Origin of the sequence: Streptomyces sp. NPDC088732, assembly GCF_044751205.1 — a bacterium.
GTDB lineage: Bacteria > Actinomycetota > Actinomycetes > Streptomycetales > Streptomycetaceae > Actinacidiphila.
In genome coordinates this window covers 130,002-156,269 of record NZ_JBIVLI010000017.1, presented here as the reverse complement: position 1 = coordinate 156,269, position 26,268 = coordinate 130,002, and the positions used below count along the sequence as shown (strand labels likewise).

At 72.0% G+C, this 26,268-nt stretch carries 19 protein-coding genes; 2 read left to right on the top strand and 17 right to left on the bottom strand.

Going from position 1 to position 26,268, the window contains the following annotated elements; translation table 11 throughout:
* Nucleotides 1-14 precede the first annotated feature (14 nt).
* The 8 genes from ACIP9H_RS27705 to ACIP9H_RS27670 all read right to left on the bottom strand — a co-directional run bounded on the left by ACIP9H_RS27705 (nt 15) and on the right by ACIP9H_RS27670 (nt 13,368).
* Nucleotides 15-860, bottom strand: a complete 846-nt coding sequence (locus ACIP9H_RS27705) for a GNAT family N-acetyltransferase (protein WP_401591249.1) — start codon at nt 858-860, stop codon at nt 15-17.
* Nucleotides 861-999: 139 nt separating this feature from the next.
* Nucleotides 1,000-2,154 carry a flavodoxin-dependent (E)-4-hydroxy-3-methylbut-2-enyl-diphosphate synthase gene (gene ispG, locus ACIP9H_RS27700; protein WP_401591251.1) on the bottom strand — a complete coding sequence of 385 codons (1,155 nt, stop codon included), beginning with the start codon at nt 2,152-2,154 and terminating at the stop codon, nt 1,000-1,002.
* A 100-nt stretch (nt 2,155-2,254) separates the two neighbouring features.
* Nucleotides 2,255-3,580 (bottom strand): M50 family metallopeptidase, encoded by a 1,326-nt coding sequence (locus ACIP9H_RS27695; protein WP_401591253.1) that lies wholly within the window; start codon nt 3,578-3,580, stop codon nt 2,255-2,257.
* Entirely contained in the window at nt 3,577-4,854 is a 1,278-nt protein-coding gene (dxr, locus tag ACIP9H_RS27690; protein WP_401591255.1) for a 1-deoxy-D-xylulose-5-phosphate reductoisomerase, read from the bottom strand. Before dxr ends, ACIP9H_RS27695 begins: the two co-directional genes overlap by 4 nt.
* 77 nt (nt 4,855-4,931) lie before the next feature.
* Nucleotides 4,932-6,869: an acyl-CoA dehydrogenase family protein gene (locus ACIP9H_RS27685; protein ID WP_401591257.1), complete on the bottom strand. Its 1,938-nt coding sequence runs from the start codon at nt 6,867-6,869 to the stop codon at nt 4,932-4,934.
* A gap of 513 nt (nt 6,870-7,382) precedes the next feature.
* Complete coding sequence (locus ACIP9H_RS27680; protein ID WP_401961370.1) at nt 7,383-8,828, bottom strand: aldehyde dehydrogenase family protein; 1,446 nt, start codon at nt 8,826-8,828, stop codon at nt 7,383-7,385.
* Between the two features lie 88 nt (nt 8,829-8,916).
* Entirely contained in the window at nt 8,917-10,455 is a 1,539-nt protein-coding gene (locus tag ACIP9H_RS27675) for a PucR family transcriptional regulator (RefSeq protein WP_401591263.1), read from the bottom strand.
* Nucleotides 10,456-11,055: 600 nt separating this feature from the next.
* Nucleotides 11,056-13,368: an ATP-binding protein gene (locus ACIP9H_RS27670; protein ID WP_401961367.1), complete on the bottom strand. Its 2,313-nt coding sequence runs from the start codon at nt 13,366-13,368 to the stop codon at nt 11,056-11,058.
* Between the two features lie 191 nt (nt 13,369-13,559).
* Here ACIP9H_RS27670 and gabT point away from each other — a divergent pair, with 191 nt between their 5' ends.
* Entirely contained in the window at nt 13,560-14,891 is a 1,332-nt protein-coding gene (gene gabT / locus ACIP9H_RS27665; protein ID WP_401591268.1) for a 4-aminobutyrate--2-oxoglutarate transaminase, read from the top strand.
* Nucleotides 14,892-15,246: 355 nt separating this feature from the next.
* Nucleotides 15,247-15,870, top strand: coding sequence for a phosphatase PAP2 family protein (locus tag ACIP9H_RS27660; RefSeq protein ID WP_401591271.1), 624 nt, complete (start codon nt 15,247-15,249; stop codon nt 15,868-15,870).
* On the opposite strand, the gene ACIP9H_RS27655 is transcribed toward ACIP9H_RS27660, so the two are convergent.
* From ACIP9H_RS27655 to ACIP9H_RS27615, 9 genes are all read right to left on the bottom strand, one after another.
* Nucleotides 15,842-17,347, bottom strand: a complete 1,506-nt coding sequence (locus ACIP9H_RS27655; RefSeq protein WP_360911275.1) for a CoA-acylating methylmalonate-semialdehyde dehydrogenase — start codon at nt 17,345-17,347, stop codon at nt 15,842-15,844. The two genes, ACIP9H_RS27660 and ACIP9H_RS27655, sit on opposite strands and share 29 nt — an antisense overlap.
* 99 nt (nt 17,348-17,446) lie before the next feature.
* A complete protein-coding gene (locus tag ACIP9H_RS27650; protein WP_401591274.1) occupies nt 17,447-18,139 on the bottom strand; it encodes a nucleotidyl transferase AbiEii/AbiGii toxin family protein in 693 nt (230 codons plus the stop codon).
* 75 nt (nt 18,140-18,214) lie between these two features.
* Nucleotides 18,215-18,685: a hypothetical protein gene (locus ACIP9H_RS27645; RefSeq protein ID WP_401591276.1), complete on the bottom strand. Its 471-nt coding sequence runs from the start codon at nt 18,683-18,685 to the stop codon at nt 18,215-18,217.
* Between the two features lie 144 nt (nt 18,686-18,829).
* Nucleotides 18,830-20,224, bottom strand: a complete 1,395-nt coding sequence (locus tag ACIP9H_RS27640) for an NAD(P)/FAD-dependent oxidoreductase (RefSeq protein WP_401591279.1) — start codon at nt 20,222-20,224, stop codon at nt 18,830-18,832.
* Nucleotides 20,225-20,281: 57 nt separating this feature from the next.
* Nucleotides 20,282-21,082, bottom strand: coding sequence for an ABC transporter permease (locus ACIP9H_RS27635; protein ID WP_401591282.1), 801 nt, complete (start codon nt 21,080-21,082; stop codon nt 20,282-20,284).
* Nucleotides 21,082-22,017 (bottom strand): ABC transporter permease, encoded by a 936-nt coding sequence (locus ACIP9H_RS27630; protein ID WP_401591285.1) that lies wholly within the window; start codon nt 22,015-22,017, stop codon nt 21,082-21,084. The genes ACIP9H_RS27635 and ACIP9H_RS27630 overlap by 1 nt, the downstream gene beginning before the upstream one ends.
* Nucleotides 22,017-23,198: an ABC transporter ATP-binding protein gene (locus tag ACIP9H_RS27625; RefSeq protein ID WP_401591289.1), complete on the bottom strand. Its 1,182-nt coding sequence runs from the start codon at nt 23,196-23,198 to the stop codon at nt 22,017-22,019. Before ACIP9H_RS27625 ends, ACIP9H_RS27630 begins: the two co-directional genes overlap by 1 nt.
* A gap of 28 nt (nt 23,199-23,226) precedes the next feature.
* A complete protein-coding gene (locus ACIP9H_RS27620; RefSeq protein ID WP_401591292.1) occupies nt 23,227-24,456 on the bottom strand; it encodes a spermidine/putrescine ABC transporter substrate-binding protein in 1,230 nt (409 codons plus the stop codon).
* 84 nt (nt 24,457-24,540) lie between these two features.
* Nucleotides 24,541-26,058 carry a gamma-aminobutyraldehyde dehydrogenase gene (locus ACIP9H_RS27615; protein ID WP_401961359.1) on the bottom strand — a complete coding sequence of 506 codons (1,518 nt, stop codon included), beginning with the start codon at nt 26,056-26,058 and terminating at the stop codon, nt 24,541-24,543.
* Nucleotides 26,059-26,268: the final 210 nt, after the last annotated feature.

The window sequence follows — 26,268 nt, the reverse complement described above, 5'->3', positions numbered from 1 at the left end:
GGGCGGGGACACTACTAGAACAGGACGCTCATGAACGCGCCGACTTCGGTGAAGCCGACGCGCCGGTAGGCGGCGCGGGCGGGCGCGTTGAAGTCGTTGACGTAGAGGCTGGCCACGGGCGCGACGTCGCGCAGCGCGTAGTGGAGCACGGCCGCCATGCCGGTCTCGGAGAGCCGCCGGCCGCGGTGGTCGGGGTCGACCCAGACGCCCTGGATCTGGCAGGCGTGCCGGGTGACGGCGCCGATCTCGGCCTTGAAGACCACCTTGCCGTCCTCGATGCGGGCGAACGAGCGCCCGGTGGAGACGAGTTCGGCGACCCGCGCCTGATAGATCAGCCCGCCGTCGCCGGCGAGCGGGGAGACGCCGACCTCCTCGGTGAACATGGCCACGCACGCGGGCATGATCACGTCCAGCTCGTCGCGCCGTACGCGGCGCACGTAGGGGTCGGGTTCGACGTCGGCGGGCAGGGCCCGGGTGACCATCAGCGGCTGGTGGGCGCGGATCTCACGGGCCGGTCCCCAGCTCCGTTCGAGCAGCGACCACAGCGCGCCGGTGGACTCGGCGGGGCCGACGATGGACGAGCAGCGGCGGCCGGAGCGCAGCGCCCGGTCGGCGAAGGCGCGGACGGCCTCGGGTCCGGCGCAGATGGGGACGAGGTTGGCGCCCGCGTAGCACAGGGCCTCCAGCCGGCCGCCGAAGTACCAGCCCCACAACTCGCCGCCGAGCCGCCAGGGGTCGAGCCCTGCGACGGCGACCCGGGAGGCGACGAAGGCGTTGGCCACCGGGTCCCGGTCGAGCACCGCGAGTACGGCGTCGAGTTCTCCGGGTTCCAGAACCTTGGTCGTCGTGGTCGTCAACACGTGGGCGCCTCACCGTACGGGCAGCGGTGGTCGGGGAAGTCCCAGAACCTTACCCCGCCGCGACGTGTTCCGCCCCTGCCGCCCGGATCCCGGACCGGGAGGGGCGACAGGGGCGGGACGAAACGCGTGTGCGCGGGGGTCAGCTGACGGAGACGGAGGGCTCGCCGGAGGTGATGCCGTCGGCCTCCATCTGCTCGGCGAGCTTCATGGCCTCCTCGATGAGGGTCTCCACGATCTTCGACTCCGGCACGGTCTTGATGACCTCGCCCTTCACGAAAATCTGCCCCTTGCCGTTGCCCGAGGCCACCCCCAGGTCCGCCTCGCGCGCCTCACCGGGACCGTTGACGACACAGCCCATCACCGCGACCCGCAGCGGGACCTCCATGCCCTCCAGACCCGCCGTCACCTGATCGGCCAGCTTGTACACATCCACCTGCGCACGACCGCACGACGGGCACGAGACGATCTCCAGCCGCCGCTGCCGCAGGTTCAGCGACTCCAGGATCTGGATGCCGACCTTGACCTCCTCCGCCGGAGGGGCCGACAGCGACACCCGGATCGTGTCCCCGATGCCCTCGCTCAGCAGCGCGCCGAACGCCACCGCCGACTTGATCGTGCCCTGGAACGCCGGACCCGCCTCGGTCACACCCAGGTGCAGCGGGTAGTCGCACTGCGCCGCCAGCTGACGGTAGGCGTTGACCATCACCACCGGGTCGTTGTGCTTCACCGAGATCTTGATGTCCCGGAACCCGTGCTCCTCGAACAGCGAGCACTCCCACAGCGCCGACTCCACCAGCGCCTCGGGCGTCGCCTTGCCGTACTTCTCCAGCAGACGCCGGTCCAAAGACCCGGCGTTCACCCCGATCCGGATCGGCGTACCGGCGTCGGAGGCCGCCTTCGCGATCTCCTTCACCTTGTCGTCGAACTGCCGGATGTTGCCCGGGTTCACCCGCACCGCCGCGCAGCCCGCGTCGATCGCCGCGAACACGTACTTCGGCTGGAAGTGGATGTCGGCGATCACCGGGATCTGCGACTTCTTGGCGATGGTGGCGAGGGCGTCCGCGTCGTCCTGCGAAGGGCAGGCGACCCGCACGATCTGGCAGCCGGAGGCGGTGAGCTCGGCGATCTGCTGCAGCGTCGCGCCGATGTCCGCGGTGACGGTGGTGGTCATGGACTGGACGGAGACCGGTGCGTCGCCGCCGACGGCCACGGATCCGACCTGGATCTGGCGGCTCTTGCGGCGGTCGGCGAGCTTGATCGGAACGGACGGCATCCCGAGCGAAATCGCGGTCATGTGCGTGGCATCCCCAAAGTACGCGGATCGAGGTCCCGGCGGCATGGGCGGGCTCCGTTGAACGAGACTACGTCACCCCACCCATGCCGAGGACATCGCGCTAGGTCAAACGCACCGGATTGATGAGATCCGCGGCCATGACCAGGGCCGTGAAGCAGATGAAGACGCCCGCGATCACGTAGGCGACCGGCATCAGCTTCGCCACGTCGAACGGGCCCGGGTCGGGGCGCCGGAAGACACGGGCGAGGTTGCGCCGCAGGGACTCCCACAGGGCGCCCGCGATGTGGCCGCCGTCCAGCGGGAGCAGCGGCAGCATGTTGAACAGGAACAGGGCCAGGTTGACCCCGGCGAGCAGGTTCACCATCAGGGCGATCTTCTGCGTGGCCGGCAGCGGCAGGGAGAAGACGTCGCCGCCCAGACGGGCCGCGCCGATCATGCCGACCGGGGAGTCGGGCTGGCGTTCGGCGCCGTTGAAGACCGAGTTCCACAGGGCGGGGATCTTGCCGGGGAGCGCGCCGAGCGACCGGACGCCCTCCTCCGCCGTGGTGGCCATGTGGTCGACCGACTGGCCGAAGCCCAGCCGCACGACGCCGGTGGCGGGCGTGAAGCCGAGGAAACCGGCCTGGACGTACTTGCCCTTGACAACGAGGCCGTCGCTGTCGGTCTTGACGACCTTGTTGGCGATCAGGTTCGCGTGCAGGTCGACGGTCTTCCCGTCGCGCAGCACGGTGATGGTGGCGGGGCCGATGGTCTTGCGGATCTGCTGCTGGAGCAGCGACCACTGGGTGTCGTCGACCTTGACGCCGTTGAGCGCCACGATCCGGTCGCGCTTCTGCAGTCCGGCCGCCTTGGCGGGCGCCGCCGGGTACGAGCCCTGGGCGCAGGGGTCCTTGGAGTCCAGGGCCTTGGTGTCGGAGGCGGGGATGACGCAGTCGGAGACCGAGCCGACCGTCGTGGTCTGCGTCTGGAAACCGAAGACCATGAAGAGCATCAGGAAGAGCCCGAACGCCAGGATCAGGTTCATGAAGGGCCCGGCGAACATCACGATCACGCGCTTCCACGGCTTGCGCGTGTAGAACATCCGGGTCTCGTCGCCGGGCTGCAGCTCCTCGTAGGCGGCCGAGCGCGCGTCCTCGATCATGCCCCGGAACGGCGAGGTGGAGCGGGCGGTGACCCGGCCGTCGTCGCCGGGCGGGAACATGCCGATCATGCGGATGTAGCCGCCGAGCGGGACGGCCTTGACGCCGTACTCGGTCTCGCCCTTGTGCCGGGACCAGATGGTCGGCCCGAAGCCGACCATGTACTGGGGCACGCGGATCTTGAAGAGCTTGGCGGTGGAGAGGTGGCCGAGTTCGTGCCAGGCGATGGAGAACAGCAGGCCCACGAAAAACACCGCGAGCCCCAGGACCCACATGAGTGCCGTCATACGCGTGCCGCCTCCGTAGTCGCCTGCTCCGCTTGTTCCGCTGCCAGTTCCCGGGCACGGGACCGTGCCCAGCTCTCCGCCTCGAGGACGTCCTCGACGGTGAGAGAAGTTCCCGCCGTGGGGGTGCCGTGCTCCTCCACCACCCGCGCGACAGTGTCCACGATGCCGGTGAAGGGCAGCGAACCCGCGAGGAACGCGGCCACGCACTCCTCGTTGGCCGCGTTGAACACCGCGGGCGCGGTACCGCCGAGGGTACCGACGTGGCGCGCGAGCGCCACCGCCGGGAACGCCTCGTCGTCGAGCGGGAAGAAGGTCCAGGTGGCCGCCTTCGTCCAGTCGCACCCCGGCGCGGCGCCGGGCACGCGCTCGGGCCAGCCCAGCCCCAGCGAGATCGGCATCCGCATGTCCGGCGGGCTGGCCTGGGCCAGGGTCGAACCGTCCGTGAACTCCACCATCGAGTGGACATACGACTGCGGGTGGACGACGACCTCAATGCGGTCGAAGGGAATGTCGAAGAGCAGGTGGGCCTCGATGACTTCCAGGCCCTTGTTGACCAGGGTGGCGGAGTTGATGGTCACCACCGGTCCCATGTCCCACGTGGGGTGGGCCAGCGCCTGCCGCGGGGTGACCCCGGCCAGTTCCTCCCTCGTCCGCCCGCGGAAGGGGCCGCCGGAGGCGGTGACGACGAGCTTGCGGACCTCGGAGCGGGCGCCGCCCATGAGGGCCTGGAAGAGCGCGGAGTGCTCGGAGTCCACGGGCACGATCTGACCGGGCGCGGCCACGGCCTTCACCAGGGGGCCGCCGACGATCAGCGACTCCTTGTTGGCGAGGATCAGGATCCGGCCCGCCTCCAGGGCGGCCAGCGTCGGGCGCAGCCCGATCGAGCCGGTGATGCCGTTCAGCACCGAGTGGCAGGGCCGCCCGGCCAGCTCGGTCGCCGCGTCCGGGCCGACGAGCACCTCGGGCAGCGGCTCGCTCCCGTACCGCTCGGCCAGGGCCTCGCGGAGCGGGCCCTCGGCCTTCTCGTCGGCGACGGCGACGGCCTCGACGCCCAGCTGCAGGGCCTGGTCGGCGAGCAGCCCGACCCGGCCGCCGGCGGCGGACAGGGCGACCACCCGGAAGCGGTCGGGGTTGCGCAGGACGACGTCGATGGCCTGGGTGCCGATCGAGCCGGTCGAGCCGAGGATCACGATGTCGCGCGGGCCGTCGTGGGCGGCGCTGCCCGTGTCCGGTCCGGTCGGCCGCAGGTGCGGGTCGGCGAGAGAGTCGGTCATCCCCCCATTGTGTCCGGTCGGCGGCAGGCCGAGGGCACCGCCTCCGGGAAGCGGTGCCCTCGGCCGCGGCCTGCCGTTCAGCGGATCGGCCGGTGGACGTTCTCCTTGCCGGAGGGTCCGGGGTCGGTGGCGGCGATCCACGGTCCGTCGCCCGAGGGGTCGACGATGCCGGATTCGAGCCAGGTGTACGCGCCGCCGAGGACGCCGCGGACCACCTTGCGGTCGATGGTGTCGGTATTGGCCCACAGGCGGCCGAACAGCTCCTCCACCCGCAGCCGCGACTGGCGGCAGAAGGCGTCGGCGAGCTGGTAGGCCTCGCGTCCGTTCTCGCCGCGGGTGCGCAGCATCTCGGCGCGGACGCAGGCGGCGCTCATCGCGAACAGCTCGGCGCCGATGTCGACCACACGGCCGAGGAAGCCCTGCTTGGTCTCCATACGGCCCTGCCAGCGGGACATCGCGTAGAAGGTCGAGCGGGCGAGCTTGCGCGCGCTGCGCTCCACGTAGCGCAGGTGCGCCGCGAGGTCCGGATGGCCCGAGGGGTGGAAGGTGCCGTAGGCGGAGGGCAGTTGACCGGGACCGGCGACCAGCTTCGGCAGCCAGCGGGCGTAGAAGCCGCCGGCCTTCATGCCGGCCCTGGCCTTGTCTCCGAGGGCCTTGTCGGGGTCGATGAGGTCGCCGGCCACCGACAGGTGGGCGTCGACGGCCTCGCGGGCGATCAGCAGGTGCATGATCTCCGTCGAACCCTCGAAGATCCGGTTGATGCGCAGGTCGCGCAGCAACTGCTCCGCGGGCACAGCGCGTTCGCCGCGCGCCGCCAGCGACTCCGCGGTCTCGAAGCCGCGGCCGCCGCGGATCTGGACGAGCTCGTCGGCCATCACCCAGCCCATCTCGGACGCGAAGAGCTTGGCGAGCGCGCCCTCGATGCGGATGTCGTTGCGGTTCTCGTCGGCCATCTGGCTGGACAGCTCCATGACGGCCTCGAGGGCGAACGTCGTCGCCGCGATGAAGGCGATCTTCGATCCGACGGCCTCGTGCTCGGCGATCGGCTTGCCCCACTGCTCACGGGCCACCGACCACTCGCGGGCGACCTTCAGGCACCACTTGCCGGCCGCGACGCAGGACGCGGGCAGCGACAGGCGGCCGGTGTTGAGGGTGGTCAGGGCGATCTTCAGACCCGAGCCCTCGGGGCCGATGCGGTTCTCGGCGGGGACCCTCACCCGGTGGAAGCGGGTGACACCGTTCTCGATACCGCGCAGCCCCATGAAGGAGTTGCGGTTCTCGACGGTGATGCCCTCCGAGCCGGCCTCGACCACAAAGGCGGTGATGCCGCCCTTGTGGCCCTCGCTCCTCGGCACCCGGGCCATGACGACCAGCAGATCGGCCACGACACCGTTGGTCGTCCACAGCTTGACGCCGTCGAGGATGTACGAGTCCCCGTCCGGGACGGCCGTGGTGGCCAGGCGCGCCGGGTCGGAGCCCACGTCGGGCTCGGTGAGCAGGAAGGCGGAGATGTCGGTGCGGGCGCAGCGCGGCAGGAACCGCTCCTTCTGCTCCGGGGTGCCGAACATCTTCAGCGGCTGGGGCACGCCGATCGACTGGTGCGCGGAGAGCAGCACACCGACGGCGGGGCTGGCGGACCCGACCAGGGCCAGCGCCTTGTTGTAGTAGACCTGTGTGAGACCGAGACCGCCGTACTTGGGGTCGATCTTCATGCCGAGGGCGCCGAGCTCCTTGAGCCCGGTGATGACCTCGTCGGGGATGCGCGCCTCGCGTTCGATCAGCGCGCCGTCCACCTTCGTCTCGACGAAGTCGCGGAGCTTGGCCAGGAACTCCTCGCCACGCTGGACCTGTTCGGTCGACGGGGTGGGGTGGGGGTGGATCAGGTCGAGCCGGAAGCGGCCCAGGAACAGTTCCTTGGCGAAGCTGGGCTTGCGCCATTCCTGTTCGCGGGCCGCCTCGGCGACCTGGCGTGCTTCGCGTTCCGAGACGGTGGGGCGGGCTGAACTTGCGGACATGGGGGCATCACCTCGTGTCGTTACCGACCGGTGCTACGTGTTCGTTAGTACCCCGGTTCCGGCATGGTCACCAGCCCTCGCGCGCCGCCGGCCGGGTCCGCGGTGCCCGGTGCCCCCTCCCGGCGACGCGGGGAGCGGGGCGGGCGCGCACGTCCCGGCGGCCCGGAGGGGGTGCCGCGGCGGGCCGGGCCTGCGGGGCGCCGGTGGCGGGTGATGCGACGTCAGGAGGGTTTCCGCGGTGTGCTCTTCGCATCCCGGGCCGGCGGCGCGGACACGGCCGGGAACCCGTACGGGACGCCGCGGGCCGGGCTCACGCGCGGCTGACGGCCGGGAGGACACGGGGCACCGGAAGCGGCCCGGCGGGATTCGCCGCGGCGTCCGGCTCCACCCGGGTGAACGCCCGGACCGCCGCGCCGGGCGGACGCCAGGGGCCAGCGCTTCACGGAGCGTCGGGTGGGGACAACGCGGCCGGGGCGCACCGCACATGCGCCCCGGCCGCTGGAGAAGGGTGGTCTACAGGGCGAGCCCGGTCAGCACGAGGACGCGCTCGTAGGTGTAGTCCTCCATCGCGTACTTGACGCCCTCACGGCCGACGCCGGAGTCCTTGACGCCGCCGTAGGGCATCTGGTCGGCGCGGTAGGAGGGCGCGTCGCCGATGACGACCCCGCCGACCTCCAGCTCCCGGTGGGCGCGGAACGCCGTCTGCAGGTCGTGCGTGAAGACACCGCTCTGCAGGCCGAACTTGGAGTCGTTGACGACGGCGAACGCCTCGTCGGCGCCGTCGACCCTGTGCAGCGACAGCACCGGGCCGAAGACCTCCTCGGTGGCGATGATCGCGTCGGCCGGCAGGTCGGCCAGCACGGTCGGCTCGTACGCGGCGGCGTCGCGCACCCCGCCGGTCAGCAGCTTCGCGCCCTTGGCCACGGCGTCCTCGACCCAGGACTCGACACGCCGGGCGGCGTTCTCGTCGACCAGCGGGCCGACGTCGGTCGCCTCGTCCGACGGGTCACCGGTGACCTGCGCCCGGACCTTGGCCACGACCTTCTCCGCCAGCCGGTCGTAGACCGCCGTGTCCGCGACGACCCGCTGCACGGAGATGCAGGACTGGCCGCCCTGGTAGTTGGCGAAGGTCGCGATGCGGTTCGCGGCCCACTCCAGGTCCTCCTCGGACGACCAGTCCGCGAGGACGACCGCGGCGGCGTTGCCGCCCAGCTCCAAGGTGATGTGCTTGCGCGGCACCGAGTCCATGATCTGGTAGCCGACCCGGTCCGAGCCGGTGAAGGAGACGACGGGCAGGCGCGTGTCCTGCACCAGCGCGGGCATCCGGTCGTTGGGGACCGTCAGCACGCTCCAGGAACCGGCCGGCAGGCCGGTCTCGGCCAGGATCTCGCCCAGGACGAGGGCCGAGAGCGGGGTGGACGGCGCCGGCTTGAGGACGATCGGGGTGCCGACGGCGATCGCCGGGGCCACCTTGTGCGCCACCAGGTTGAGCGGGAAGTTGAAGGGCGCTATGCCGAGCACGCTGCCGCGCGGGAAGCGGCGGGTCAGCGCGAGACGGCCCACGCCGCCTGCGTCGGTGTCCAGGCGCTGCGCCTCACCGCTGTTGAAGCGGCGAGCCTCCTCCGCCGCCCAGCGGAACACCGAGACGGCACGGCCGACCTCGCCGCGCGCCCACTTGATCGGCTTGCCGTTCTCGGCGGTGATCAGGCGCGCGATCTCCTCGGTGCGCTCGGCCAGCCGCTTGGACACATGGTCCAGGGCGGCGGCGCGCACATGCGCGGGGGTGGCGGCGAACTCGGCCTCGACGGCCTTGGCGGCCGCGACCGCCTCCTCGACCTGCTCCTCGGTCGGCACGGCGACCGAGGCCACGACGCTGCCGTCGTACGGGTTCACGACATCGAAGCTGTCCTCGCCGATGACCGGGCGGCCGGCGAGCCAGAAGGCGGTGGAGGTGCTCATGCGGACACCGTAGGACGGGCGGCACCCGGACGGGCTTGTCCACAGCGGAGCACGGCCCCGCACCGATGCGCCGTTTCGGCAGATGCCGTCAGCGGCCGGCCGCCTTCAGGGCCAGCCACAACTCCATCCGCACGTCCGGGTCGTCCAGCGAGCGGCCCAGGATCTCCTCCACGCGCCGCATGCGGTAGCGCAGCGTGTGCCGGTGCACCCCCAGCTCGGCCGCGGCCGCGTCCCACTGGCCGTGCCGCGACAGCCACGCCTGGAGCGAGGCGACGAGATCGCCGCGGGCGGTGGCGTCGTGCTCCCGCAGCGGGCGCAGCAGCCCGTCGGAGAACGCCCGCACGGCGTCCTCGCTCAGCAGCGGCAGCACCGAGCCGGAACCCACCTCGTCGTGCTCGACCAGGCCGGCGCCGCGGCGTCGCGCGACCGCCAGCGCGCGCTCCGCCTGCTCGTGGGCGGCCGGGACGGCGGCGGAGCCGACCGCTGCGGACAGCCCCGCCACCAGGTCGTCGTCGCTGTCGAGCGCCGCCAGGCACGCGGCGAGCACCGCGCCCCCGGCCGAGGCCAGGACCGTCAGCCGGTTGCCCTCGCGCACCGCGAGCACCGGCTCCGCCGCGCGCAGCGCCGCCGCCTCCACCCGCTCGGCCAGCAGGCCCACCGCCTCGGCCGCGGACTCCGCGGGCTCGGCCACCAGCACGCGCACGGGCGCCTCCAGCAGCCCGCCGTACAGCCGCCCCGCCACCGTGCGGGCGTGCTCGGCCTCCCCCACGAGCAGCATCCGCAGCAGCGCGCCGCCGAGCCGCTGCTCGGTGTCCTGCAACGTGCGGGACTGCTCCAGGGAGAGCGTCAGCAGGGCCACGGCCGCGTGCACGATCCAGCGGGCGGAGGTGTCCAGGCGCTCCTCCGTCCCCACGGCGAGGAAGCCGCGCGGGCGCCGGCCCGTGCCCAGCGACTGCAACTGCACGCGGTCCTCCGTGCCCGCCGGGCCCGCCACGGCCGCGCTCGCCGGCGCCGGCTTGCCCCGCAGCCGGTCCACCTCCCCGGCCAGCCGTGCGGCACGCCGTCCCGCCCAGTCCGGGGCGGCGGCCACCACCGCGCCGGACGCGTCGTACAACGCCGCCCAGCCGTCCAGATGCGCCGCCAGCCGGGCCAGCAGCGCGGTCGTCCCGTCAGGCGCCAGCGCGGCCCGGGTCAGCTCGCGCTGCGCCTCGAAACCCGCCGTCACCGCCTTGTACTGGTCCGCGGCTATCGCCGCCGACACGGCCTTGCTGATCGCGATGAACGGCGTCTTGCGCGGCACCTCCAGCAGCGGCAGCCCGTGCGCCTCCGCCGCCTCCACGAGGGCCTCCGGCACGGTGTCGTGACTCAGCCCCACGCCGAAGCCCAGCCCCACGACGCCGGCCCGCGCCAGGCGCCCCACGTACGCCGCGAGGGCGTCGGGCGACCCCATGTCCAGCTTCAGGCCCGTCGTCAGCAGCAGTTCCCCGCCCTCCAGGTACGGCGCGGGGTCGTCCAGCTCGCTGGTGTGCACCCAGCGGACCGTTGCCTCGTCCACGTGCTCGCCTGCGGCGAGGACGGTCAGCCTCAGGGTGGGGTTCCGGAGGAGGGAGGTGAGGGTGGGGGGCACGGGCTTTTTCTCCATCGTGGAGTACGGTCTCATCCGATTCTGCCTCACCGTATACCTGCGGCGCCGCCAGGGTTTTTCCCCCGCCCTCCCGCCCGATTGCCCGGCACGATAAGTGCGGGCCCTGCGCCGCGTGCGTTGTGGGGTCGGCGCCGCTCCGGCGCCCGTCCTCGGGGCTCGCGGGTTACCCCTGCAAGTCGTGTACCGCGGTCACCGCTCGTCCCCTGCGGGCGGACCCCGGCGCACCCCCTCCCGGGCTCGTTGGAGCGACTGACGGCCGGTGGGGGTGCTGTAGGCGGTGACGGCTGCGCACTTGGACAGCGCTGCGTCAACGGGTGCCCGAGCACGGTGCCGTCCATACCCACCCACCGGGGATCAGGCGCGATACGAGACGGAGGGGGCGGGGTCGTAGGGGTGGCGTTCTGGACACTGGAGCATATTTGGGTGCACAACCCCGGGCACGCAGCCGAGAGTGCCTGAGGCACCTAAATGTGCTGTCCAGAATGGCAGCCCCGGAGGCCCCGAACCCAGCCCCCCAACAACGCGCGTCGGGGCGCCCTGACTTCACAGGGCACACGGGCGGGCGGGCGGGGAAAAAGAGGCCTACGACCGGAGGTCTACCAGGACCGGGGGTGCGTGCTCACCGTTGACGGCAGTCAACGACAGCACCGCATGCCCCGCAGGCACCACATGCGCCAGGTCCGACGCGGACCACCGCTCCCGCTCGACCTTCCGCACCGTCACGGACTCCGCCGTGACCGCCTTCCCCGTGACAAGCCGCCGCACCGTGTGCAGCACACGCGTGAGCGGCTCGTCCGCGATGATCTGGCGGTTCGTGACGTCCTGGACGTCCACCCACTCCTTGCCCCAGACCTCCGCGAAGCGGGCCCCGTCCCAGGCGGTGACGCCGGAGAGCGCGGCCCGGCAGCCCACCGCGCCGAGGAGGGCGGCGCGCAGGGGCTCGGGGACGTCGTCGAGGGTGCGGAGGGTGAGGACGGCCCCGGCGTTCGCGGAGCGCATCCGCTGGAGGCCGCGCACCGATTCCGCGGTGACCGTGTGGGACGCGTCGTCGAGGACGAGGCAGGCGAAGAGGGAACGGTCCTGCCGGGCCACGGCGCACTCCGCGAACTGGGCGAGGACGAGCCGCGCGAGGATGCGGGAGACCTCGGCGTGGCCGCGTTCGGGGAGGTCGATGCGGACCCGGAGGGGGTGTTCGAGGCCGCGCAGGGAGAAGGGGTGGCTGCCGCCGGTGGTGTCGAAGAAGCCGGCGAACGCGGGACGGTCCAGGAGCGCGATGCGGTCGGCGAGCAGGGGCCCCGCGTCGCCGGGGCGGGCGGACTGGCGCTCGCGGGCGTCGAGTTCGCGCAGCTGGGCCTGGGCGGCGGGGCCGTGCTCCTGGAGGGCGGCGCGGAGCGCGGCCAGGGCCGCGGGCGTGCCGTCGAGGAGTTCGCGCAGTTCGGGGACGGAGGGGAAGCGGCCGTGGGCGGCGTGGAAGGGCCCGAGCAGTTGGGCGAGGGCCGTGGCGGCGCGCCGGCTGTCGCCGCCGGGGAGGGCGGCGGCGAGGTCGCCGACGAGGGCTTCGGCGAGGAAGCCGGCGGCTTCGTCGGGGTCGCCGGCGCCGCCGTACAGGTCGAGGTCGTACGCGGAGTCGGGGCGGCCGATCTTGACGACGACGTCGAAGGACTCGTCGGGGGCGAGCCGTGCCCCGTCCGTGCCGACGGCGACGACCGCCGCCCGCCCTGCGAGGGCCTGGAGGCACAGGAACTCCAGGGCCGGCCGCACAATGCGCACGGTCTTGCCCGAGCCGGGCGGGCCCACGGCGAGCAGGGAGGTGCCGAGGACGGAGGTGTCGAGGGCGAAGCCGGCGCCGCGGTGGCTGCGGGGGTTGCGTTCGTCCTCGGAGGCGGTGCCGATGCGGACCTGTCCGGCGGACAGGTCGTGCGCGGCGGCGCGCACCGGCAGGTCGCGGGCGCCGCTGGGGTGGGCGCAGGCGGCGGCGCCGTAGCGGAGCACGGTGTCGGTGAAGGCGGGGAGCCGGCCGGGCTCGGAGCGTACCGACTGCCAGGCGCGGGTGAGCCGCGCGAAGTCGACGTCGTTCATGCGCCCGGCGCGCGCGTCGCCGGCGAGCCGGTCCGCGGCGTCGGCCGCGCCGCCGTCGCGCAGCGCGGGGAATTCGGCCGGGTCCTGCCGCGGGTCGGCGGGCGGGCGGGCGGAGGCGGCCGGGTCCTCCTCGCGGGCCCGCCGGAGCGGGGCGGAGATGTAGCGGCGCCACATCTCGGGCCAGCGGCCGAGCCGGGCGAAGAAGACCAGCAGGGCCCCGCCGACGAGCGCGTAGTACAGGTACGAGGCATAGGCGTAGGCGGTCTGGTTGCCGCCGGCCTGGCGCCAGGAGTCGGGGGTGACGGCGAGCAGGGGCCAGAGCCAGTAGCTGCCGAGGTAGCCGTTCCACAGCAGCGACCACAGCAGCCAGCCGCCGAGGAAGGCGATGACGGCGCCGCTGATCAGCTGGCGGCCCGGCACGGCCTCGGGGTCGTCCGCGGGTCGCGCGCGGTGGCCGTGGCGCCACACGCCGGGCTCGGCGGCTGGGCGCGGCGCGCGCAGCCAGGCAATAAACCCGGCGCCGTCGGGGCCGGCGGGCGGGGCGCCCTCCGGGGGCGCGGGCCAGGTGCCGGTGACCGGGCGGGCGCCGGGGGCGGCGGTGGGCGGCGGGGGCGTGCCGGTGCGGCCCTTGTCGCCGGCCGGACCGCGGCCGCCGGGGTCGCCGGGTCCGGGCCGTGCGCCGGGGACCGGGGGCGGTCCCGAGGGCACGGGTGGGACGCCCGGCACCGGCCGGGCGCCCGGAACGGGCGGTGTGCCCGGGCCCGTACCGCCGGGCGGAGGCGCCGCAGGCCTCCCGTGCGTACCGTCGATGTCCATCGCGTGTGCCACCCCTCGCAGGTCCGCACTCAATGTAGTCGAGCGGCCACCCGGGTCCGAAGGATCTTGGCACGCTCATGTCCGTCACGTCGAAGAGAGTTCGTAGAGTGCGCCCCCGCGGCGTGTGCGGGGTACCGCCGTACGGGCTTAGCCTGCGGGAAAGGACACCGGTTCGAAGGAGAACGCCCGCCATGACCGATCTGGCCCAGGAGCGCCGCCTCGTCACCCCGATCCCCGGCCCCAAGTCGCAGGAGCTGCTGGCGCGCAAGGCTGCTGCGGTCGCGAACGGCGTCGGTGTGACCCTGCCCGTCTTCGTCACCCGGGCCGGCGGCGCCGTGCTGGAGGACGTGGACGGCAACTCGCTGATCGACTTCGGTTCCGGTATCGCGGTGACCTCGGTCGGCAACAGCGCGGAGGCGGTCGTGCGCCGTGCCTCGGCGCAGCTCGCCGACTTCACGCACACCTGCTTCATGGTGACGCCGTACGAGGGCTACGTGGAGGTCGCCGAGGCCCTCAACGAGCTGACGCCGGGCGACCACGAGAAGCGCACGGCGCTGTTCAACTCCGGTGCCGAGGCGGTCGAGAACGCGGTGAAGATCGCCCGCGCGTACACCGGGCGCCAGGCCGTCGTGGTCTTCGACCACGGCTACCACGGCCGCACCAACCTGACGATGGCGCTGACGGCGAAGAACATGCCGTACAAGCACTCGTTCGGCCCCTTCGCGCCCGAGGTCTACCGGGTGCCGCTGGCCTACCCCTTCCGCTGGCTGACGGGTGCGGAGAACTGCGCGGAGGAGGCGGCCGCCCAGGCGATCGACATGATCACCAAGCAGGTCGGCCCGGAGAACGTGGCCGCGATCGTGATCGAGCCGATCGCGGGCGAGGGCGGCTTCATCGAGCCGGCCAAGGGCTTCCTGCCGAAGATCGTGGAGTTCGCGCGCGAGAACGGCATCGTCTTCGTCGCGGACGAGATCCAGACCGGTTTCTGCCGCACCGGCCAGTGGTTCGCCTGCGAGGACGAGGGCATCGTCCCGGACCTGATCACCACGGCCAAGGGCATCGCCGGCGGTCTGCCGCTGGCTGCCGTGACGGGCCGCGCGGAGATCATGGACGCCGCGCACTCGGGCGGTCTCGGCGGCACCTACGGCGGCAACCCGGTGGCCTGCGCGGCCGCGCTGGGGGCCATCGAGACAATGAAGGAGCTGGACCTCAACACCAGGGCCCGCCGCATCGGCGAGATCATGCTGGGCCGGCTGCGCGGTATGCAGGAGAAGTTCGACGTCATCGGCGAGGTCCGCGGCCGCGGCGCCATGATCGCGGTGGAGCTGGTGGAGCCCGGGAGCAAGAACCCGAACGCGGCCGCCACGGCCGCCCTGGCGAAGGCCTGCCACGCGGAGGGCCTGGTGGTCCTGACCTGTGGCACCTACGGCAACGTGCTGCGCTTCCTGCCGCCGCTGGTGATCGGCGAGGACCTGCTGAACGAGGGTCTGGACATCATCGAGAGCGCGTTCACCCGCCTGTGACCAGGTATTTCCCTGGTGCTGGGGAACCCCCGGCACCCGCAGTGAAGAAGGTGTGCGGGCCTGATGGCGGGAGGGTGCAACCCCTGTCCGGCCCTCCGCCCGTGACGTACGGTTTCCGCAGATGGAAGAAACACCCCGTCTGCGGAAGTCCGCGGGCGACACTTTGCCGGTGACTCCCCATCACCGGTGCAGCTGTGCCCTCGCGCACACCGCCGAAGCCGCAGGCTCCGGCAATCCTCGCCGATCGGTCGGCCGCTTGTCCCAAACCCCCCGGGGCGGGCGGCACGGCGATCGTTCTGGCCGCCCCGGAACTCTCCCCCCTGTTCCGGGGCGGCCAACTTCTCTGCTGATCGTCGTGTGCACGGCGCTCTTCGGACTGCTGACCTGGCAGGAAGCGGTTCATGGGCGCCTGCTGGCGTGGGACGGTCCCCTTCGCGGCGCGCTCGCAGGTCCCGCCGCGCACCCGGCCGGGGCCGGTTCGCCCGTCGCGCAGTTCTTCGCCGACCTGGGCAACGCGCAGATCGCCGTGCCGGCACTGATGGCAGCAATGGTCTGGACCACCTGGCGGCTACGGCGGGCCGGAAGGCCCCGCTGGTGGCTGCCGGCGCTCGCCTACGCCGCGGCGACGGCCGCGGTCCCCCTGCTGGTGAGCCTGCTCAAGCCGCTGATCGGCCGGGCGGGTCCCGGTTCGCTGACGCTCTCCCCCGGCTACCCGGGGCTCTACCCCTCCGGCCATGCCGCCACCGCCGCCGTCGCGTACGGGGGCGCGGCGCTGCTGCTGGCGCACCTCGTCGTACGCACGGCGGCACGGCGGCTGCTGGGCGCGGCCGCCGTGCTGCTGAACGCCGCGGTGGGGGTCTTCCTCGTCCGGTGCGGCTACCACTGGCCGCTCGACGTCGTGGGGAGCTGGCTGCTGTGCGGCGCCCTGCTGGCGGGCGCCGCCCTCGCGGTCAGTTGTTGGTCGGGAAACCGAGGTTGATGCCGCCGTGGCTCGGGTCGAGCCACCGCTGGGTGACGGCCTTGCCGCGGGTGAAGAAGTGGACGCCGTCGGGGCCGTAGGCGTGGGTGTCGCCGAAGAGCGAGGCCTTCCAGCCGCCGAAGGAGTAGTACGCCACCGGCACCGGGATCGGCACGTTGATGCCGACCATGCCGACCTCGACCTCGTGCTGGAAGCGGCGCGCCGCACCCCCGTCGTTGGTGAAGATGGCCGTGCCGTTGCCGTACGGGTTGGAGTTGATCAGCTCCAGGCCCTCGTCGTAGGAGCCCACCCGGACCACGGACAGGACCGGGCCGAAGATCTCGTCGTTGTAGACCGACATGCCGGGCTTGACGTCGTCGAAGAGGGTCGGGCCGAGCCAGAAGCCGCCCTCGGTGGCGTCGCCGGTGACGGCGTGCTCGCGGCCGTCGACGGCGAGGGTCGCGCCGTCGGCGAGGCCCGCGTCGAGGTAGGACGTCACCTTGTCGCGGTGCGCGCCGGTGACCAGGGGGCCCATCTCGGACGTGGCGCTGCAGCCGGGGCCGACGGTGAGGCCGGCCATCCGCTCCTTGATCTTCCCGACCAGCTCGTCGCCGACGGGGTCGACCGCGACCAGGACGGAGACGGCCATGCAGCGCTCGCCGGCCGCGCCGAAACCGGCGTTGACGGCGGCGTCGGCGGCCAGGTCCAGGTCGGCGTCGGGCAGCACCAGCATGTGGTTCTTGGCGCCGCCGAGTGCCTGGACCCGCTTCCCGTAGCGGGTGCCGGTCTCGTAGACGTAGCGGGCGATCGGGGTGGAGCCGACGAACGAGACGGACTTGATGTCCGGGTGCTCCAGGAGGCGGTCGACGGCGACCTTGTCACCGTGCACGACGTTGAAGACGCCGTCGGGCAGCCCGGCCCGCTTCCACAGCTCCGCGAGGAAGTTGGCGGCGGAGGGGTCCTTCTCGGAGGGCTTGACGACGACGGTGTTGCCCGCGGCGATGGCGATCGGGAAGAACCACATCGGCACCATGGCCGGGAAGTTGAACGGCGAGATGATCGCGACCGGGCCGAGCGGCTGGCGGATGGAGTAGACGTCGATGCCGGTCGAGGCCTGCTCGGTGAAGCCGCCCTTGATCAACTGCGGGATGCCGCAGGCGTACTCGACGACCTCGATGCCGCGGGCGATCTCGCCCAGGGCGTCGGAGTGCACCTTGCCGTGCTCGGAGACAATGATCGCGGCCAGCTCGTCGCGCTGGGCGTTCAGCAGCTCCCGGAAGGCGAAGAGCACCGCGGTGCGCTTGGCGACGGAGGCGTTGCGCCACTCCTTGAACGCGGCGGCGGCCGCGCCGACGGCCTGGTCGACCTCGGCGATCGCCGCGAAGTCCACCCGCCCGGTGACGGCGCCGGTCGCCGGGTCGTACACGTCGCCGTGGCGCTCCGCGGTACCGGCCCACGCCTGCCCGGCGATCCAGTGCGTGATGTGCTTGTCGGTCACGGCTGTTCTCCCTGTCGTCCCGCACGTCCTTCGCTGCCAGTCTCACCAGTGCGGGAGGCGGTTCCAAGCACCAAGGTGTCGGCGACCGCGGCGTTCGCTTTACATGTCGTACAGATCGTCGGGCCGCTCCATGCCCTCCATGAGGTCGAGCCGGATGTCCTGGGCCCAGGCGAAGGCCCAGCGCTTGAGTTCGGCGACCTCTGCGGCCTCCAGGCCGCGGGCGGCGTAGGCGCGGTCGTCGGCCCCGACCAGTTTGTCCAGGCGGTCGGCGAGCGCGCCGGGCTCGAAGTCCTCGTCGCGGCGCACCGCCATGGACAGCAGCTCCCCGGGGGCGAACCACGCGGCCATGGCCCGGACGTCGACGAGGTCGCCGGGCTGGGCCCGGTCGACGAGCGCGGCCACCTTCAGCGCGGCGCAGTCCTCCAGGGCGACGACCGGAACCGGCCGCGACAGCCCCAGGCCGATCGGGACCGGCGGGTGCGACAGCGGCTCCTTGGCGATGTGCACGGTGTACGCGAGCGATCCCGGCAGCGCCGCGGTGAACTGCGCGGACAGCGGGGTGCGGGGCAGGTCGGCGACCTCGTACCCGGCCGCGGTGCACGCGCCCTCCAGCGCCGCGGCGATCCGCCCGACGGAGGTGGAGCTGAAGGTCACCAGGTCCAGGTGGCGGGAGGGGGCGCCGCGCAGCCCGTGGGCGTGCACCGCGTGACCGCCGGCGAGCACCAGGCCGAGCTGCTCGCAGACGGGCAGCACGGTCTCCAGGAACGCGGCGTGGCCCGGCGCGAGCCCCACGTCAGGCCGCCGCCGTCGGGTGTCCGGAACGGATCATGGAACCAGTGTCGCGCACCGGGCCCGCGGCCCCCCGCCTCACTCCTCCGTGTCGCGGGGCCGGTGCACCGCGAGATGGGCGGCGGCCTCGTGCATGGCGAGTTCGAGGACGCCGGGGTCGGTGAGGTGGCCGGTGCCGTCCGGCGGGACGAGCCAGCGCACACCGCCGGTCGCCCGGCCCGGGTAGGGCACGACGATCCACGTGCCGTTGCCCGCGGTGCGCACGCCGGTGCCGATCCAGCGGGCGGCGGTGCCCGGCGGTACGAGGAAGCCCATGCGGGAGTCGCCGAAGTCGGCCAGGACGGGTCCGGTCCGGTCGACGAGCCGGGTCAGCACGTCGAGGGTGGGGTAGCCGAGCTCGCCGGTGAGGATGAGGACGTCCCAGAGCCGCCCGGCGGGCAGGAGCGTCACCCCGAGGGGGTTGCGCTCCCATTCCCACCGGGTGGTCTCGGGGTCGGGTGCCACGGAAACCAGCCATTCGACCGCGCCGCGCGCGCCGGTGCCGACCATGCCGGTTCCTCCGTTCCGTGTGTGTGTTCATGCCTGTCACACGGTGAGAGGGGCGCGGGGGCCGATCATTACGCGAGTTTTCGGATCTTTCGCCGGTGATTCCCGTCACAGGCCGCCGGGAGGGGCCCGCCGGGTGCTCCGGCCTCAGCTGTCGAAGCCGAGCCCGAGCCGGTCCATCGCTTTGAGCCACAGGTTGCGGCGGCCCGCGTTGCGGTCGGCGCGGCCCATCGACCACTTGGTCAGCCCGATCCCGGCCCAGGCCAGCGGCTCGGGCGGGAAGGGCATCGGCTTGCTGCGCACCATCTCCAGCGCCGTGCGCCCGGTGGTCTCCCCCGCCAGCAGGTCGAGCATCACGTCGGCGCCGAAGCGGGTCGCGCCGACGCCGAGGCCGGTGTAGCCGGCGGCGTAGGCCACCCGTCCGCCGTGGGCGGTGCCGAAGAAGGCCGAGAAGCGCGAGCAGGTGTCGATCGCGCCGCCCCAGGCATGGGTGAAGCGGACACCCTCCAGCTGGGGGAAGCAGCGGAAGAAGTGCCCGGCGAGCTTCAGGTAGGTCTCCGGGCGCTCGTCGCGCGCGGCGTCCAGGCGCCCGCCGTAGGGGTAGATGGCGTCGTAGCCGCCCCACAGGATGCGGTGGTCCGCCGTCAGCCGGAAGTAGTGGAACTGGTTGGCGCTGTCGCCGAGTCCCTGGCGCCGCTTCCAGCCGATCGCGCCGAGCTGGCCGGCGTTGAGCGGCTCGGTCATCAGGGCGTAGTCGTAGACCGGGACGACGTAGTGGCGTACGCGCTTGACCAGCGAGGGGAAGACGTTGGTGCCGAGCGCGACGTGCCGGGCGAAGATCCGTCCGTACGGGGTGCGGACGGCCATGCCCGAGCCGTTGCGGGCCAGTCCGGTGGCGCGGGTGTGCTCGTAGACCCGTACGCCCAGTTCCTCGCAGGCGCGTTTGAGGCCCCAGGCCAGTTTGGCGGGATGGAGCATGGCGACGCCGGTGCGGTCCCACAGGCCGCCGACGAAGGTGGGCGAGTCGACCTCGGCGCGCACCTGCTCGCGGTCGAGCACCTCCAGTTCGACGCCGTGCCGGGCCGCCTCCTCGGCGGCGGCGCGCAGGGCGTCGAACTGGTAGGGCTCGGTGGCCACGTCGATCTCGCCGGTCCGCTCGAAGTCGCAGTCGATGGCGTAGCGGGCGACCGCCTCCTCGATGCCGTCGAGGTTGCGGTTGCCGAGCTCGTGCAGTGCGGCGAACTCGCCCGGCCAGCGGGCGAGTCCGTTGGCCAGGCCGTGGGTGAGGCTGGCGGCGCAGAAGCCGCCGTTGCGGCCGGACGCCGCCCAGCCCACCTCCTTGCCCTCGACGAGGACGACATCGCGCCGCGGGTCGCGCTCCTTGGCCAGCAGCGCGGTCCACAGCCCGGTGTAGCCGCCGCCGACCACCAGCAGGTCGCAGTGCTCGTCGCCGACGAGCGCGGATCCGGCCCGCGGCCTGCCGGGGTCCTCCAGCCAGTACGGTGTCGGCTGCGCGTCGGCGAGCGAACGGGCTGGATCCATGGGTTCTCACACCTTTGGGGATGCGGGGGGTCGGGGCCGACACATGTCGTGTCCGGCCTACGTATGGGCCTTCCTGCGGCGCCCCAGCAGCTGTCCGGCGACCACGCAGAGCACGGCCACCACGAACATCAGCGTGCCGATGACGTTGACCTGGACGGGCAGTCCCTTCTGGGCGGCGCCCCAGACGAACATCGGGAAAGTCACCGTGGTGGGGCCCGCGTTGAACTGCGTGATGATGAAGTCGTCGATGGAGATGGCGAAGCTCAGCAGGGCGCCGGCCGCGATGCCGGGCGCGGCGATCGGGAAGGTGATCCGCCAGAACGTGGACCACGGTGTGGCGTACAGGTCCTGGGCGGCCTGCTCCAGCCGGGGGTCCATGCTCATCACGCGCGCCTTGACCGCCGTCACCACGAAGCTGAGGCAGAACATGATGTGCGCGATGAGGATGGTCCAGAAGCCGAACTGGATGCGCATGTTGAGGAAGAGGGTGCCGAGCGAGGCACCCATGACGATCTCGGGCATCGCCATCGGCAGCCAGATCAGCCCGGTGACCGGCGCGCGGCCGCGGAAGCGGTGGCGGGCGAGCGCGAAGGCGACCATGGTGCCCAGCACGGTGGCGCCGATCGTGGCGAGGACGGCGATCTCCAGGGACAGCGACACCGAGTCGCACATGTCGCCGACGCCGCAGGGGTTCTGCCAGGCGTCGAGCGAGAAGTGGTTCCAGGAGTAGTTGAAGCGGCCCTTGGGCTGGTTGAAGGAGAAGATCAGGACGATGACGTTGGGGAGCGTCATGTACGCCAGGGCGGCGACGCCGGCGAAGACGACCAGGTGGCGGCGCACCCAGGTGAGAACGGGCATCAGACCAGCTCCTCCGTTCCCGCCTTGCGGATGTACACCGAGACGATCACCAGGATCACGGCCATGAGCATGAACGACAGCGCGGCGGCCGTCGGGTAGTCGAGCACCGTCAGGAACTTCGACTGGATGACGTTGCCGATCATCTGCTCGCTGGGGCTGCCGAGCAGTTCGGCGTTGATGTAGTCGCCCGAGGCCGGGATGAAGGTGAGCAGCGTGCCGGCCACGACGCCGGGCAGCGAGATCGGGAACGTCACCTTGCGGAAGGTGGTGAACGGGCGGGCGTACAGGTCGCCGGCCGCTTCGTGCAGCCGCGGGTCGATGCGTTCGAGCGAGGTGTACAGCGGAAGGATCATGAAGGGCAGGAAGTTGTAGGTCAGTCCGCACACCACCGCCAGCGGCGTGGCCAGCACGCGGTCGTCGGCGGTGAGGCCGAGCGCGGCGGTGGCGTTGAGTATGTGCAGCTTGTCCAGCACCGAGACCACGACGCCGTCGTCGGCCAGGATCGTCTTCCAGGCCAGGGTCCGGATCAGGAAGCTGGTGAAGAACGGCGCGATGACCATCACCAGCAGCACATTGCGCCAGCGGCCGGCCTTGAAGGCGATGGTGTACGCGAGCGGGTAGCCGACGGCCAGGCACAGCACGGTGGCAATGCCCGCGTAGACCAGCGACCGCAGGTAGAAGACGTCGTACTCCTGGAAGGCGTCCCAGTAGGTCGCGAAGTGCCAGGTGACGCGGTAGCCGGTCTCCAGTGAACCGGTCTGCACGGAGGTCGAGGCCTGGTAGACCATCGGGGCCACGAAGAAGACCAGCAGCCACAGGATGCCGGGCAGCAGCAGCCAGTACGGGACGAGTTTGCGGCGTCCGGCGGCCGCGGCGGGGGGTGCCGGCGGGAGCTGCGCGGGCGCGCCCGCGGGTGCCGGGGAGAGGGCGGCCATTACGCGCTGACCTCCCCCGCCTCGATGTCCTGGGCGGCGTCGAGGCCGAAGGTGTGGGCCGGGCTCCAGTGCAGGACGACGTCGGCGCCGGGCACCAGGCGGCCGTCGCGCTCCACGTTCTGCGCGAAGACGGCGAGTTCGGGGCACCAGGGGCTGTTGACGACGTACTGCGTGGAGACCCCGATGAAGCTCGCGTCCACGATCCGGCCGGTCATGGAGTTGCGTCCGGAGGGGATGCCCTCGGCGTCGTCGGCGTGCACGATGGTGATCTTCTCGGGCCGCACCCCGGCGAGGACCTTGTCGCCGGACTGCGCGCTCCTGGCGGCGCAGCGCGCGGCGGGCATGACCAGCCGCCGGTCGCCGACGCTGAGCAGCAGGTCGTCGCCACTGGTGCCGGAGATCTGGGCCTCGATCAGATTGGACTGGCCGAGGAAGTTCGCGACGAAGGTGGTACGCGGGTTCTCGTACAGGTCGGTGGGGGCGCCGAGTTGCTCGATGCGGCCGGCGTTCATCACCGCGATGGTGTCGGCCATGGTCATGGCCTCTTCCTGGTCGTGCGTGACGTGCACGAAGGTGATGCCGACGTCGGTCTGGATGCGCTTGAGCTCCAGCTGCATCTGGCGCCGGAGCTTGAGGTCCAGGGCGCCCAGCGGCTCGTCGAGCAGCAGCACCTTGGGGTGGTTGATCAGGGCGCGGGCGACGGCGACGCGCTGCTGCTGGCCGCCGGAGAGCTGGTGCGGCTTGCGGCGGGCGAGGTGGCCGAGCTCGACCAGGTCGAGCATGGACTCGACCTGGCTCTTCACGGACTTGATGCCGCGGCGGCGCAGGCCGAAGGCGACGTTCTCGTGGATGTCCAGGTGCGGGAAGAGGGCGTAGTTCTGGAAGACGGTGTTGACCGGGCGCTTGTAGGGCGGCAGTGCGGTGACGTCCTGGTCCCCGATGCGGACGGTGCCGGAGGTCGGGTCCTCCAGTCCGGCGACCATGCGCAAGGTGGTGGTCTTGCCGCAGCCGGAGGCGCCCAGGAGGGCGAAGAAGGAGCCCTCGGGGATGGTCAGGTCGAGCGGGTGCACGGCGGTGAAGTCGCCGTAGGTCTTGCCGAGGCCGGTCAGTGTCACGGCGCCGCCGGCGGGGCCGCCGGGTCCGGCCGGCTTGTCGGTGGGCGATGCGGTCTGCTGGGTCATGTCGTCGAGTCCCTGTCTGCGTGGCCGGTCAGGCGCCGATGAGCTTGGCGAACTTGCCCTCGAAGGCGGTCTCCTCGTCGGCGGTGAGGGACCGGAAGGGATGGGCCTTCGCCTTCATCTCCGCGTTGGGAATGATCAGCGGGTTGTCGGCCACGTCCTTGTCGATCTTGAGCAGCTCCTCGTACACGCCGGCGCAGGGCGTGATGTAGTTGACCCATGCCGACAGTTCGGCGGCGATCGCGGGCCGGTAGTACCAGTCCATGAGCAGCTCGGCGTTCTTGCGGTGCTTGGAGCCCGCCGGGACCAGCATGTTGTCCGTCGAGTACAGGTAGCCGGCGTCGGGGATCACGAACTTGATCTCGGGGTTGTCGGCCTGGAGCTGGACCAGGTCACCGGCCCACGCCACGCAGGCCGCGATGTTCCCCGAGGCCAGGCCGTCGGTGTACTCGTTGCCGGTGAACTGGCGGATCTGCTTGCTGTCCACGGCCTTCTGGACCCGGGCGACGGCGGCGTCGAAGTCGTCGGCGGTGAAGGACTCCGGCTGCTTGCCGAGGTCGAGCAGCGTCATGCCGATGGTGTCGCGCATCTCGCTCAGCATCGCGACCCGGCCCTTGAGGGAGGGGTCGTCGAGCAGCTGGGAGATGCTGGCGACCTTCTTCCCCTTGGTGGCCTTCTCGTTGTACGCGATGACCGTCGCGATGCCCTGCCAGGGGTAGGAGTGGGCGCGCCCGGGGTCCCAGTCCGGGTTGCGGAAGCGCTGCTCCAGGTTGGTGAAGGCGTTCGGCAGGTACGTGGGGTCCAGCGGCTGCGCCCAGCCCAGCCGGATCATCCGGGCCGCCATCCAGTCGGTGAGGACGACCAGGTCGCGCCCGGTGGACTGGCCGGCCGCGAGCTGCGGCTTGATCTTGGCGAAGAACTCGACGTTGTCGGTGATGTCGTCGGTGTACTTGACCTTGATCCCGGTCTTCTTCTCGAAGGCCTCCAGGGTCGGCATGTGCTTCTCGTCGTCGCTCATGTCGATGTAGAGCTGCCAGTTGGAGAAGACCAGCGACTTGTCCTTGTCGGACAGGTCGTCGCTCTTCACTCCGCCCCGGTTGCCGGCGGCGGCCGGGATGCCGCACGCGGTCAGCGCCCCGGCGCCCGCGACACCGAGACCGGCGCCCAGCACCCGGCGCCGGCTGAGGGAGGCCCTCCCGCCGGCCAGGCTGCGTTCCCACGCGGTGCGTACGGGCTCGGACAGGCCCTCGAACATCTCCATGGCGGTGCTGCCTCCAGAGGCGGAATTGCGTGGGACGGACGGGCGTACGGGCCGGTGGGGGCGGTCCTGGGGCCGGCGGCGGGGTCAGCGGTCGCCGAAGACGGTACGGTGCCACTCCTTGCGGGCCACCGCGGTGTTGTCGTACATCACATGCTTGACCTGGGTGTACTCGTCGAAGGAGTACGCGGACATGTCCTTGCCGTAGCCGGAGGCCTTGGAGCCGCCGTGCGGCATCTCGCTGATGATCGGGATGTGGTCGTTCACCCAGACGCAGCCCGCCTTGATCTCGCGGGTGGCGCGTCCGGCGCGGAAGACGTCGCGGGTCCACGCGGACGCCGCCAGGCCGTAGGGCGAGTCGTTGGCCAGATCCAGACCCTCATCATCGCTGTCGAACGGCAGCACGACCAGTACCGGGCCGAAGATCTCCGACTGGACGATCTCGCTGTCCTGGGCGGCGCCGGTGATCAACGTGGGCCGGTAGAACGCGCCCGCCGCCGCGGGGGTCTCGCCGCCGGTGACGACCGTGGCGTAGGACCGGGCGCGGTCCACGAAGCCGGCGACGCGGTCGCGCTGGGCGTGCGAGATCAGCGGCCCGAGGTCGGTCGCGGCGTCGAAGGGGTCGCCCACGCGGATGCCGGCGAAGAGGTAGGCGACCCCGGCGACGAAGGCGTCGTACAGGGGCCGCTGCACATAGGCGCGGGTCGCCGCCGTGCAGTCCTGGCCGGTGTTGATCAGGGCGCCGGCGACGGCGCCGTGCACGGCGGCCTCCAGGTCGGCGTCGTCGAAGACGACGAAGGGCGCCTTGCCGCCGAGTTCCAGGTGCAGGCGCTTGACGGTGGCGGTCGCGATCTCGGCGACGCGCCTGCCGACGGCGGTGGAGCCGGTGAAGGACGTCATCGCGACGTCGGGGTGCCCGACCAGGTGCTCGCCCGCGGGCCGGCCGGCGCCGGTGACGATGTTGACCACGCCGTCCGGGATGCCGGCCTCGCCGGCCGCCTGCGCGAACATCAGCGAGGTCAGCGGCGTCAGTTCGGCGGGCTTGAGCACGATGGTGTTGCCCGCGGCGACGGCCGGGAGGATCTTCCAGGCGGCCATCTGCAGCGGGTAGTTCCACGGCGCGACGGACCCGACGACGCCGACCGGCTCGCGGCGCACATAGGACGTGTGGTCGCCGGAGTACTCGGCCGCGGCCCTGCCCTCCAGATGGCGGGCGGCCCCGGCGAAGAAGGCGGTGTTGTCGATCGTGCCGGGGACGTCGAACTCGGTGGTCAGCCGCAGCGGCTTGCCGCACTGCAGCGACTCCGCCCAGGCGAACTCCGCCGCCCGCTCCGCCAGTACGGCCGCGAAGCGGTGCAGGGCGTCGGAACGGGCCGCGGGGGTGGCGCCCGCCCAGCCGGGCAGGGCGGCCTTCGCGGCGGCGACGGCCGCGTCCACGTCGGCGGTGCCGGCCAGCGCATACTGGTGCACGGCCTTGCCGGTGGCGGGGTCGATCACGGTGTGGTCGTGGCCGGACGTGCCCGGGCGGAGTTCTCCGGCGATGTACTGGGCCCCCTCGGCGAACCGTTCCTGCACATCGAACGCGCCATGCGCACTGAGGGCCATCGTCTTCTCCTCGGATCCGCTCGGGCTGCGTGGCCAAAGCCTGGATTGGTGGACGATCCTGACAGAGTAGGCTCGCCCCAACAAGTGATTCCGTTGTTTCCTTTTGGTTACGCGACGAAATCTGTCTTCATCGGCGACCGCTGACGATCCGGTGGCGCCGCTGACGTGGACAATGCCGAACGCCGGCCGCGCCCGGCAACCGACACATCG